The following is an 11,798-nucleotide window of genomic DNA, read 5'->3' as shown; positions in this document are numbered from 1 at the left end:
TTATTGTCATGAGCACACTCCTATCGCGCCAACTTCAGGGATTTGTAGCGGCCGGCGGCCTTTCTACGTTGCTCCACTGGTTTGTAATGGCAGCATTGATCGCTGCCGGGCTTGAACCAGTGCTGGCAACCGTTAGCGGAAGCGTGTCTGGTGCGCTGCTAAATTACGGCCTCCAGCGGCGCCTGGCATTTCGCAATGCCGGCCCTCACAGGGTCACGTTGTGGCGCTATATCGTCTCCTGTCTTGGCGCCTGGTTCTGCAATCTCGCCTTCTTTTTTCTACTCAATAACGTATTGGGACTTCCCGTCACCTTGTCACAAATCGTGACCACAGGGCTTGTCGCTGCACTGAATTACATCGTCTACCAGAGGCTGGTTTTCCATGAACAAACGCGTTGAGTTCCCCGTCGTACCTTTGGATGACCCGTTTGGCAAGCCGCTGTTATCGCTGGTGGTGCCGCTGTACAACGAGCGCCCGATGCTGCCCCTTTTCTTTGAGCGGGTTCTACCGGTGCTTGCCACCCTGGACCTGCACTGGGAAATCGTGCTGATTGATGACGGCAGTGATGATGGCAGTGCCCAATACATCCGCAGCGTTATTGACCGAACGTCCGGCGTCCGACTGGTCAAACTGAGTCGTAATTTCGGCAAAGAGGCTGCAATGACTGCAGGACTGGAGCACGCCAACGGCGATGCGGTGATTGTGTTGGATGCAGACCTGCAAGATCCGCCTGAGCAAATTCCGGCCATGGTCGAAAGCTGGCAGTCGGGTGTTGACGTTGTTCTGATGCAGCGGCGCTCACGGGCTGGCGAAACCGCGTTCAAACGCTGGAGCGCGCATCTTTTCTACAGACTGCTGAACCGGACCAGCCGGACAAATATCCCGGTGGATACCGGTGACTTTCGGTTGATGAGCCGCAAAGCCGTTAATGCGCTGTTGGGTCTGAAAGAGCGCAACCGTTATATGAAAGGCTTATTTGCCTGGATTGGTATGCCGACCCAAGTCATCCAATACGATCGTGAACCCCGAGCGGCCGGCGAAACGAAATGGGATTACCCCGGGCTGGTCGGGTTAGCACTGGAAGGACTGACGTCGTTTTCTATATCGCCCTTGCGCTGGGCCACTTTGATCGGGCTAATTGCCGCCAGCATGGGTGCGGTATTCGGGGCGTGGATTGTGGTCAAGGCATTGATGCTGGGTGATGCTACCAGCGGTTACCCCTCGCTGGTGGCCATCATCAGCTTTCTCGGCGGTATTCAGCTTATGAGTGTGGGCATTGTGGGCGAATACGTCGGCAAGACTTACATGGAATCAAAGCAGCGCCCGGTGTACCTGACAGATGAGGTGATCGAAAACCTGAGTGGTACACGCCAACAGGCGCATCGTAAAACAACGAGGGTGCGACATGTCAAAGCGGTTTAATGTTTGGCTGCTGATCCTGGTTGCTGTGCTGGTTAGTCGCTTTATAGGCATGGCACTTTTCCCTTTTGCCGATACCACCGAGCCGCGTTACGCGGAAATTGCCCGCCTGATGGCGGAAACCGGTGACTGGATTACGCCGTGGTTCGAGCCCGGCGTACCTTTTTGGGGTAAACCGCCCTTGTCGTTCTGGACGCAGGCGGCGGCCATCAAGGTTTTTGGTGTTTCGGAGTTTTCGCTGAGGTTTCCGGCCTGGCTGGCAACGGTCGCTATGGTGTGGCTTGTTTGGCGACTGGCGCGGCAAATCTGGAGTGTGCAGGTTGCTCAATGGAGTTGCCTGGTTTTCGCAACCATGGCGCTCACTTACATCAGTGCTGGCGCCGTTATGACAGATGCCTTCCTGGCATTGGGTACAACCCTTACTCTCGTCAGCTTCTGTTTGGTGATGGCAGGAGAGGGAGGTCTGTGGCGATGGATTTTCTTTCTTGGAATGGTGATCGGGCTCCTGTCCAAAGGGCCGTTGGCCATCGTTCTGATCGGAATTCCTATCGTACTTTGGTTATGCCTTTCGTGGCGGGAAGCGGCGAATAACCTGCAGCGACTGCCTTGGTGGCGAGGCATCCTGATGACGGCCGCTCTGGTCTGCCCCTGGTACATATTGGCTGAGCTCAAAACCCCCGGGTTTCTGGACTACTTTATCGTAGGGGAGCATGTGCGTCGGTTTCTGGATCCCGGATGGGCGGGAGATCTCTACGGCAGCGCCCACAATCAACCCAAAGGCATGATCTGGATGTTCTGGTTGTGGGCTTCCTTCCCGTGGGGCTTCGTTGCGTTGGTGAGTCTGGCACTTGCATGGTTCAGGGGGAAAAGACGCGGTATTGTAAACAACACAATATCAAATCCGGGTATAAGCTTTTTATTGGTCAGCGCGCTGGCACCCATGCTGTTTTTTACGCTCGCGGGCAATACGCTCTGGACTTACATATTACCGTCACTGCCGTTTACAGCTATTTTGATCGGCCGTTGGGCGTCGGAATGTCAGGCTTTCCGATTGGCTCGCTTACGGGGTGGTTTGGTGGCATTGGTCCCGGTTTTACTGACTGTGTTCGTTAGTCTGACCGCCACGGGTTGGCAGTCGCTCAAGACAGAGAAAGCGCTGGTAAGCTATTATCAGTTGACCCGGACAGCCGACGACAGCCCGTTGATCTATCTGGATGACCTGCCATTTTCAGCGAGATTCTACTCAGGCGGAACCGCTCTGGAAATGACAAAGGGCGGGTTGAGCAACCTACAGACGGCCGAGGCGTATCAGCGCTTGTATGTTGTAGTTTCCAGAACCTGGTCTGACGAAGAAGTAGCAGGCTTAGCCTCTTCCGCTCGAAAGGTCATGGAGAATAGACGCTATCAATTGTTGGTCATTCCCGGATTGCTGCACGACCAGCAATCTGTATCTGACGCCAACGGAGTTCGCTCGAGTGACATCTAATCAACCACAGCTCAGACTATTAATCGTTGAAGACCAGGTAGATCTTGCGGAAAACCTGTTCGAATTTCTGGGTGAAGATCGCTACGCACTGGACTTTGCTGCTGACGGCTTGACCGCATTGCACCTACTGGCCACGCAAAGCTATGACGTTATTGTGCTCGACCTGATGCTACCCGGCGTCAATGGTTATGATATTTGCAAACGTATCCGCAACGACCTGCAGTGTCAGACCCCTGTTATTCTGATGACGGCTCTGAGCGGTCTGCCCGATAAAGAAAAAGGGTTTGATTGCGGTGCAGATGATTACCTCGTGAAGCCCTTTGAACTGCGTGAGTTGCAACTACGAGTTGAAGCTCTGCATCGGCGCTATGCGCCACAGAGGCCGATCCTGTCAGCGGGCGATATTCGGTTTGATCCTGGCACGCTGGAAGTAGAGTTGAACGGGTTGAAAACGGCTTTGTCTGGCACACCTGCCCGTCTGTTTGAAATGCTGGTTCGTGCGTATCCGAGTTTTCTCAGCCATGAAGCATTGAGCGATGCTTTATGGGGATCTCGTCATGGGGAAATGGAAGGAAACAGCCTCCGTACCCATATCTACACACTTCGAAAGTCGCTGCAGGCAGGCCTGGGTAAAGGCCTGGTAAAAACCATCCATGGGAGGGGATACAGCTTGGAAGTTCCTGAGAAAGCGCGCACGAGCTCACCATGAAGTCATCCTTGACCCAGCGCCTGGCCCGAACTCTGTTTTTCCTGATTGCCGCCACCACAGCGACCTCAATGATTATTGTTGAGGTGTTTGTTTATGATGTTGAAGACACCATTCTGGATCTGGAACTCAAGGCGGAGGCCGAGTATTTCACGGAGCAACTCCGGGAAGGACGCTTTCAACCCATAAAAACAGCACAGCTGGAGGTTATTTTCCTGCCTGAAGGCGAGGCGGAAGCTTTGCTCCCGGAATATTTCCGCAGCCGCCATTTGCCATTTTCCCAGGAAGTAGAGATAGGCCAGACAACGCTGCTGATAGTGGGAGAGCAGTTGGAGTCCCCCGATGGTAAGCTTTTCCTGGCCCAGGATATTACGATTATGGAAAATCGTGAGGCGCTGGTACAGCTAGCTCTGGCTGGTGTCGCTGGTTTCATGCTCCTGATTGGCTTTATTGTTGCCCGCTCTGGAGCCGGGTACTTGATACGCCCTTTCAAGAAGTTAACTCGTGAAGTCCTTAACACAACCCCCGGTTCGTCGATGCTGCAAATTACCACGGATTACCGTGATCGGGAGTTTTGCGACATTGCTCAGGCTTTTAACCGCTTCCTGTCAGAACTTGAACATCACATTGAGCGTGAGAAATCATTTGTGAAACTTGCCAGCCATGAACTTCGCACACCTTTGGCTGTGATGAGTGGTGCTCTGAATGTGTTGGAACAGCGGCAAAGTCTGTCAGCGGCAGACCAGAAAACCCTTGCCCGTATTCGCCGTGCTATGCAGACCATGCGCGACGATACGGAGGTTTTGCTTGAACTTGCTCGCAGTGAAGCGACCGAAAGCGACGTGAGAACCATTGTGCTGCAAGAGGTCGTCCAGAACACTATTGATGATCTTGAGCATGGGCAGCCGGATCATGCTGGACGAATCACGGTTTATAACAACAGCCCGGGGTTGAGAGTCACAACACATCCCGCTCTGGTGCGTATGTTAGTGCGCAACCTGTTGCAAAATGCACTTCGACACACCCGTGCCGAAGTGGAGGTTAGAATGATCGAGAACCGAATTTCGGTGCGAGACTTCGGATCCGGGCTTCCCATCAAAGTAACTGAACGCCTGAGTTCTGTTGTTGCGCCCAGCGCCAACAACTCCAAGCCTGGAGAGTTCAGCAGCGCCACTTTTGGGTTACTGATCGTCCGGTTGGTTTGTGAACGACTGGGCTGGGATCTGGAGATTGCGCAGTCGGACAATGAAGGCACAGAGTTTCTGATCCACGTTCATAACTTTGTCTGACTGGTTGCATCAGGTAACCCGTAGGCTTTTTCCCGATACAGGTTAAGAGGGAGCAGAGCATGAGCCAGAGCTGTTATTGTGGCCGTTTCTTGCGGCGCACCTTCGAGATATCGAGTGCTTCCTGTTTCTCTTGAATAAACCCCTGCCAGCGGCTTTTGATTAGGGCGTAATACCGTCACGTTGAAGTCGCTGTCCATCCATGCGTAGTAATCGTTGAACTGCATAACCGCCCGGCCGGGTGCGTCCGGAAACTTCACCAGATCACGCCCTACCATGGGGTTCTCACTGGCAATACCCATGAGCGAAAGCAGCGTCGGTGCGAGATCAATCTGGCTTGTAATTGTTTCGATGCGCCGGCTTTCCATATCTGCTCCGAGTATCAGCCCCGGAATCTGAAAGTTCTTGATGGGGACCAACTCATCCCCCCAAACTCTGGCGTCGTGATCAGCCACAATCAAAAACAGAGTATCTTTCCAATAGTCGCTGTTCCGTGCGGTGTCTATGAAATCACCCAAGGCATGATCCGCGTATTTGACGGCATTATTGACGGTGTTTTTCTCTTCGTCGTACTGCTCAATTCTGTTGTCCGGGTATTCGAACGGTGTATGATTTGATGACGAGAACACCAGTCGGAAAAAGGGTTCTCCGGAGGCATGAAGCTTTTGGAGGTCTTCGTGGGTTTTTGCAAATACATCTTCATCGCTTACGCCCCAGCTTCCGGTAAAAGCGGGATTGGTGTAGTTCTGCTGATCCAGGATCTTGTCAAAGCCATTGCCTGAGAAAAAACTGCGCATATTGTCAAAATGCGCTTCTCCACCATAGATAAAACCCGTGTCGTAGCCTTCGTGTTTTAACAAATCAGCCAGCGTGAAAAAGCCGGTTTGAGACAGAGACAGTTTAACCACACTGCGAGCCGGAGATGGCAGGAAACCCGATACCACAGCCTCTATACCCCGAACAGAGCGTGTACCTGTTGCATAAAGATTCTCGAACCACCAACCAGACTCCTTCAAAGCCTCCAGGCGAGGCGTGACTGGACGGCCACCTAACGATTCAACAAAAGTCGCGCCCAGGCTTTCCTCCAGAACAATCACCAGATTATGAGGGCGCAGTCGCTCTTTTACAGGCGTTTGATGGTGCAACGTCGGAAATTGCGTGGAATTGAATTCGGCTCCACTGAGCCATGGTGCGCTCCTGACCTCTTTCAGTATTTCGGGCATTGCCATTTGACCGTAACGGGCACCTGCATCTTCCTCATGCTTGAGGTTGTAGACCGCGAACGCAACGGACCAGGATGAGTTGATAATCAGAGAATTCACGAGGGCATCGGAAGTCAGTGCAAACATTGCCGGATTGGCGGGGCGATGGCCAGTGGTGGAGCGAACGCTCATGAACACAGCGAGAACTACGATGGGCCATACCAGGATTGCTTTACGGTAGTTACCAGGAGAGGTCTCCTGCTCCCACGGCTGCATCAGCCAGGCGAATAGAATGGTCAGTGAAATGCACAGAATGATCCCTAAGGCTACGGTAGGTAGATAGCCCTCCCACAGCATACTCAGCACTTCTTTGGGATAGTTCAGGTATTCAATAAACAAGCGGTTGGGCCGTGTATCGTACTCGGCGATGAAGGTCGGCGTGGAAAGTTCCATGAAAAGAAATGTGAAAACGACAATCAGCGCCCAAAAGGACGTCAGGCACTTCCAAACTGGCCAGCTGAAACGATGACCCAGAATCGGTAGAAGCAATACCAGAGGTGCCACTACCATGCCAGCCATGATCAGATCCGCTCGAAGCCCATGGAGAAAGATACCAGGCCATACCGATGTCTCTACCACCCGGTCGAACTGCCATGCCACCAACAGTGCTCTGGAAAGGCTACCGATGAGAAGTATTGTAAAAAACAGCATTAATATCGGAGCGTAGGCTCCGGCCCGGCTGACCCCGCGATACATGCGCTCGCGTAGGGAGTGATTTCTGAAAGGGAGGGATGAAGACATGTCTGCACTCGCATTTAGAGAGTTCGCCAGAGCGAATCATTAATGAGGGTGCAGAATAGAGGGATGTGTGTCAGAGCTAGCTCAGAAAAATATCAAGAAATTGTCAAGATTCGTAGTATTCCGGTCCACGATCGTCCCAGAGACTCGGAGCAACTATAGAAAGGAACAAAAGGATACATGAGGCCCTTTCGATACTTCATCCTCCAGTATTTCCCCGACGGCTGGACATCCAGATACAGGCCGGCTCCATCAGAGAGTTTGGTTCGTTTGCCGAGTTTCTCGAACTTCGCGGATTGGACTTTTCTATCGGTCAGAAGGTTCAGCGGTCTAGACATGACGGGGCTTAAACTCTTTTTGGGGGTGCAAAATCTGCTATAACGGGGTGCATTTCAGATTGCACCCCAAGATGCACACCCAGAACGTGTAGATTGGGGCGGAATATTGTGGATCGATAAGGACGTATTATTCGGTAAAAATCTTTAAAAACAGTGGTTTATTGTGGGTTTCGGACTGGTGCGGAAGGGTAACTGGTGCCCTCGGCAGGACTCGAACCTGCTACCTTCCCCTTAGGAGGGGGACGCTCTATCCAGATGAGCTACGAAGGCGCTTCTTTAAGAAGATCGGTATGATAACGGCCTGAGGCTTATGGCTCAAGGTGTTACCGTGATTTCTGTTGCTCTGGGAGCGTGCTTTGTCTGATCCTTTCTCGTTAAGCATTATTGTACCTGTCTGGATGGAGGCTGCAGGTATTCTGGAGACACTTGAGGCCCTTCAACCGATACGCGCCCGAGGCCATGAACTGATTGTAGTGGATGCCGGTAGTCCCGATGGTACCGCCGCACTGGCTAGCCCATTTGCGAGCAGCGTTGTTCAGTCTGGAAGGGGGAGGGCTGTGCAGATGAACGCAGGTGCTTCTGTTGCCAAGGGCGATGTCCTTCTGTTTCTTCATGCGGATACCCGCCTTCCTCTAAACGCCTTGGAGTGCCTGACAAGTTTTTTTCGAAGCGATAGGGCCTGGGGTCGTTTCAATGCGCGATTGAGCGGACGTGGAGTGATGTTCCAGACCATCGCCTGGTTTATGAACCAGCGCTCACGGCTAACGGGCATTTGCACGGGCGATCAGGCGCTGTTTGTGCGCAGGGATGTGTTTGAAGCCCTCGGGGGATTCGAGCCTGTGCCCATCATGGAAGATATTGAGATTTCCCGCCGGCTTCGGCTTGTTTCCCGCCCTTACTGCATAAAGAACCCAGTCATAACGGATAGCCGGCGCTGGGAGCAGGGCGGTGTCTGGCACACGATTTTTCTTATGTGGCGTATGCGCTGGCGATATTGGCGCGGGGAGTCCCCGGAAACCCTTGCTCACTCCTACCGGTCGGATGTTCGAAATGGCAAAGACTAACTCTTCTAATGCAGTGTTGATGCAGTTTGCTAAATGGCCGGAAGCGGGCCGGGTAAAAACGCGCCTTATACCTGCGCTGGGTGTTGATGGGGCTTTGAGAGCACATTTAACACTTACGCTTGCGGTGCTCGAAAACCTGCATCGTTCAGGTCTTACAGTGCAGTTCTGGTGGGATAGAGAGGTAGAGTCTGTTCCTGTTGATGCGGTAGAGGTTGTTGGCGCCATTGAGCAACGGGGGCTGGAGCAGCGCATACAGCAGGGCGCTAATCTGGGGAGTCGCATGCTAAATGCTCTGCAGAGCGGCCTTCAATCACACGCCCACGCATTAATTGTGGGCAGCGATTGCCCATCGGTCGAGTCGGCTTATGTGCACCAGGCGGTGTCTAGCCTTGAACACTACGATGTGGTCCTGGGGCCGTCCGATGACGGTGGTTACGTGCTGATTGGTGCTCGCCGGATTGTTCCTGGCATGCTTGATGGCATCGAGTGGGGCACTGGGGGCGTACTTGAGCAAACCTGCATTCGGCTGAAAAAACTGGGGCTCAGCATTGGTTTGCTGGAGCCCCGTTGGGATGTGGATGAGCCAGAGGATTGGGCGCGCTTTCAGCTTACTTTGCAGTAACTGGTGGTTGCTGAAGGATAAGGTCCCGGGCTTCGTTGGCGCCCAAACCCTCTCCACCCGTCACGACACGCAGAGCTCTGTCTCTGTTCAGAACTGAGTCGCGGAAGGTAGCTTTCAGCTCTTCAAGGCTAACAGCATTAACGGCCTTTGCGAGTTGTTCGCGGGAATCAAAGCTATCTGCGCCCCGGTCAATCTCACGCCAGTAGCGACCTGAAATCTCACCCAATTGGCGATCCTGTTCCAAAATACTGCTGATGACCGCCTGTTTTTCCCGCTTCAGCCGCTGTTCGTCCAAATTGCCGAGAGTCTCCTCAAAGCCTGCTGTGAACTCGCGAACTGCTTGGTCTATGTCACTCTGGCTGGCGCCGGGAGACTGGACAACAAAGCCCAGAGCGGGTGTTTCGAGCATTTCAAACGGCGTGGCGTACACAATGTAGCCAAGTTGGCGAGTGGTGCGTATTTCTTCATAGAACGGGCTACTTATAATCTGTGCAAGCAGGCGGAAACGAGCGCGCTCGTCAAAGCTGGTGTTATTGCCCTGCGTGTAAAGCGTATACCCGGTATCCGGATGCGCCACGTCCAGAGAAACGAGCATTTCGTTGGCTGGTAACTTTCTGACACGGCTGCGGTCAACTGCTACAAAATCGCTCTTGCCCAACACAATGGCTTCAATTTGCTGTGCCAGGTTAAGAGCATAGGCTTCCGTAATATTGCCATGTGCCAGCAGAACCGGGTCTACTTCCGAGAGCAGTGCCTCGGTGAATGATATGAGTTCATCGCGGGTGACTTCCCGGGCTGCGCGCAGCTTTTCTTCGGTGCTCCAGGCGCCTTCCAGCAGAGCCGTCTGGATGAACTCGGATGTCTGGGCCACCGGCCGGTCCTTGGCTTTGTTCTGTAAGCTGTCTATCAGGTTTTGTCTGGCGATATCAAACCGCTGCTGCGTTATGTGGGGCGCTGAAATCTGCATAAGAATGCGATTCATCAAGGTGTGGAGCTTGTCGTTATAGCCACTGACGCGCACGGTAATGCCACGCAAATGCGGGTAAATGCTGTAATCGAGCCCGGCAAGGCGTGCGGAATAAGCCCAGGCATTCAGGTTGCTGTTAATGCTGTCTACCAGCAAGTGCGTAAGCACGCTGCTACGGGCAGACACACGGGCTGCCGGGGTGCGCAAGCTAAAAAACACGTTGGCCTTGGGTGTGTTGAAGCGCGTATCCCGTGCAAACCATATCGCCATGCCATCGCCGCTACTTAAGAGCTCGGGCTTACTCATGGTTTTGCCAGATACCATGGTGAGGTTTTCAGGCACAAACGGGTTGGGTAGCGGAAGCCGAAGCGCATCGGCCAGCGCTTTGGGCGTTTTGGACTCAACTCTGTTCACATCCAGAGGCTCAAGTTGCCAGGGGGTTTCATACCACCGGGTTAGGTTCGGGTTGTTCAGTTCAAGCTGCGGAGCCAGCAAATAGACCATCACGTTCTCCGGGGTTAGCCGGGCAAGAATCGCCTGATACTGATCGGGCGCGTACCGCTCCATTAACCAGGGTGCACTGAGAAGATCGTCTGCCGGATAATCCTGGAGTTGGCTCGAAAGGCGCATAACCTCGTGCATGGGCTCGCTTTGTTCGCGAAAGCGAAAATCGATCCGGGCCAGTTGCTGCATTTCTTCAAAACGGTTCTGGCTGATGCCTTGATCACGAATGATGTCGATGTATCGGAATGCCAGAGCTACGATCTCTTCCTGCCGTCTAAGGCCCTCGGGCGTAAGCGCAATGCTTATGTCCAAAGTGGCGTCTGTGCCCGTATCCATCCCTATGCCGGCAGACAAGCTATCTGCCAAGCCATTCTTCTTGAGTACATCAAAGAGGCTTCCGGGGCCTTCATGCCCCAAAAGATTGGCAATGTAGCTGGCGGGTTTGGTGCGGTAGTTTTCTTGCTGCGATGGCATCGGGAACGACAGGGACAGGCTGCGCACATCCTTGATGGCTTCTGCAGTTACCTTGGCAGGTAGAGTATCCGCACTCAGCAGGCTAGCGGAGTGAACCTTGGGCTTCAGGTTGCGATTTTCGATGGCATCAAAGCGCCCTCGTACCATGGCTTCAAGCGCATCGAGCGATTGGGGGCCGTATACCGCTAGCGTCATCAGGTTGGCAGAGTAACGGGTTTTCCAGAATTCGATCAGGTCGGGCCGAAGGGGGTTGTCATCGGTGTTTTCCAGGGTGGTCAGGTTGCCGACAGCAAACTGGTGGAATGCATGCTCAGGATTGCTGGCGGCTTTCTTGACTGAATAAAAGCGTCGACCATCTTCTTTCTGTTTGGCGCTGAACTCTGAATGCACAGCGTTGCGCTCACGGTCGACCAGCTCAGCGGTAAACAGAGGGGCGGCAAATTGTTGGGCGAAGCGATCAAGAGCGGATTCCAGATAATCGGCCTGTATGTCAAAAAAGTAGTTGGTGTTACGAAAAGCGGTAAAGGCGTTATGGCTGCCACCGTGGCTTTTTATGAACTGTTGATATTCACCGGGCTCTGGATATTTTTCCGTGCCCAGAAACAGCATGTGTTCAAGAAAGTGCGAAATACCCTCTCGCTCTCTCGTGTCATCACCGCTGCCGACAGCCACATTCATAGAGGCGGCGGCTTTTTGTGCATGTTTGTCGGAAATCAGAATGGCTCGCAAACCGTTACTCAGCTCAACGAAACGGTATTCGTTGTTGTCATTGGGGCTCTTGTCGGGGGATGTTTCTGCCAATGATGGCAAGCTGACAAAGAGAAGCAAAAGCAGTGCAAATACTTTTGCAGCCAGCAGCCGCATACGAACAGTTGTTGGAAAGCTGATATGCATAAAGCCTCTGTTATCCGTTTTGGAGCCTGAATAGATAC

Annotated in this window: 9 protein-coding genes, 1 tRNA gene and 1 pseudogene; 7 read left to right on the top strand and 4 right to left on the bottom strand. The window is 53.2% G+C overall.

Annotation, left to right across the window (positions count from 1 at the left end; all coding sequences use genetic code 11):
* Positions 1 to 8: 8 nt before the first annotated feature.
* The 5 genes from RKA07_RS09300 to RKA07_RS09280 are packed head-to-tail and all read left to right on the top strand — an operon-like array spanning position 9 to position 4,900.
* Complete coding sequence (locus tag RKA07_RS09300) at positions 9 to 398, top strand: GtrA family protein (protein ID WP_310966190.1); 390 nt, start codon at positions 9 to 11, stop codon at positions 396 to 398.
* Positions 382 to 1,422: a glycosyltransferase family 2 protein gene (locus RKA07_RS09295; RefSeq protein ID WP_310966187.1), complete on the top strand. Its 1,041-nt coding sequence runs from the start codon at positions 382 to 384 to the stop codon at positions 1,420 to 1,422. The genes RKA07_RS09300 and RKA07_RS09295 overlap by 17 nt, the downstream gene beginning before the upstream one ends.
* Positions 1,406 to 2,905 (top strand): ArnT family glycosyltransferase, encoded by a 1,500-nt coding sequence (locus RKA07_RS09290; protein WP_310966186.1) that lies wholly within the window; start codon positions 1,406 to 1,408, stop codon positions 2,903 to 2,905. Before RKA07_RS09295 ends, RKA07_RS09290 begins: the two co-directional genes overlap by 17 nt.
* Entirely contained in the window at positions 2,895 to 3,614 is a 720-nt protein-coding gene (locus RKA07_RS09285) for a response regulator transcription factor (protein WP_310966185.1), read from the top strand. Before RKA07_RS09290 ends, RKA07_RS09285 begins: the two co-directional genes overlap by 11 nt.
* Complete coding sequence (locus tag RKA07_RS09280; protein ID WP_310966184.1) at positions 3,611 to 4,900, top strand: ATP-binding protein; 1,290 nt, start codon at positions 3,611 to 3,613, stop codon at positions 4,898 to 4,900. The genes RKA07_RS09285 and RKA07_RS09280 overlap by 4 nt, the downstream gene beginning before the upstream one ends.
* Here the strand turns inward: RKA07_RS09280 and RKA07_RS09275 are convergent.
* The 3 genes and pseudogenes from RKA07_RS09275 to RKA07_RS09270 all read right to left on the bottom strand — a co-directional run bounded on the left by RKA07_RS09275 (position 4,885) and on the right by RKA07_RS09270 (position 7,505).
* Complete coding sequence (locus RKA07_RS09275) at positions 4,885 to 6,900, bottom strand: LTA synthase family protein (protein ID WP_310966182.1); 2,016 nt, start codon at positions 6,898 to 6,900, stop codon at positions 4,885 to 4,887. The genes RKA07_RS09280 and RKA07_RS09275 overlap by 16 nt on opposite strands.
* 188 nt (positions 6,901 to 7,088) lie before the next feature.
* A pseudogene (locus RKA07_RS18005) lies at positions 7,089 to 7,235 on the bottom strand (Arm DNA-binding domain-containing protein); the annotation flags it as partial.
* A 193-nt stretch (positions 7,236 to 7,428) separates the two neighbouring features.
* A tRNA-Arg gene (locus RKA07_RS09270) sits at positions 7,429 to 7,505 on the bottom strand.
* An 86-nt stretch (positions 7,506 to 7,591) separates the two neighbouring features.
* Between RKA07_RS09270 and RKA07_RS09265 the strand changes: the two genes are divergently transcribed.
* Both RKA07_RS09265 and RKA07_RS09260 read left to right on the top strand, forming a co-directional pair.
* The gene (locus RKA07_RS09265) at positions 7,592 to 8,299 is read left to right on the top strand and encodes a TIGR04283 family arsenosugar biosynthesis glycosyltransferase (protein ID WP_310966181.1); all 708 of its coding nucleotides are present in this window, start codon (positions 7,592 to 7,594) and stop codon (positions 8,297 to 8,299) included.
* On the top strand, positions 8,286 to 8,921 hold the full coding sequence (locus RKA07_RS09260) for a TIGR04282 family arsenosugar biosynthesis glycosyltransferase (protein ID WP_310966180.1): 636 nt from the start codon (positions 8,286 to 8,288) through the stop codon (positions 8,919 to 8,921). The genes RKA07_RS09265 and RKA07_RS09260 overlap by 14 nt, the downstream gene beginning before the upstream one ends.
* Here the strand turns inward: RKA07_RS09260 and RKA07_RS09255 are convergent.
* Positions 8,908 to 11,760, bottom strand: coding sequence for an insulinase family protein (locus RKA07_RS09255; protein WP_435404615.1), 2,853 nt, complete (start codon positions 11,758 to 11,760; stop codon positions 8,908 to 8,910). The genes RKA07_RS09260 and RKA07_RS09255 overlap by 14 nt on opposite strands.
* Between the last annotated feature and the right edge of the window lie 38 nt (positions 11,761 to 11,798).

The organism is Marinobacter xiaoshiensis (assembly GCF_031631795.1).
GTDB lineage: Bacteria > Pseudomonadota > Gammaproteobacteria > Pseudomonadales > Oleiphilaceae > Marinobacter > Marinobacter xiaoshiensis.
This window is presented reverse-complemented; position numbering and strand designations above follow the sequence as displayed.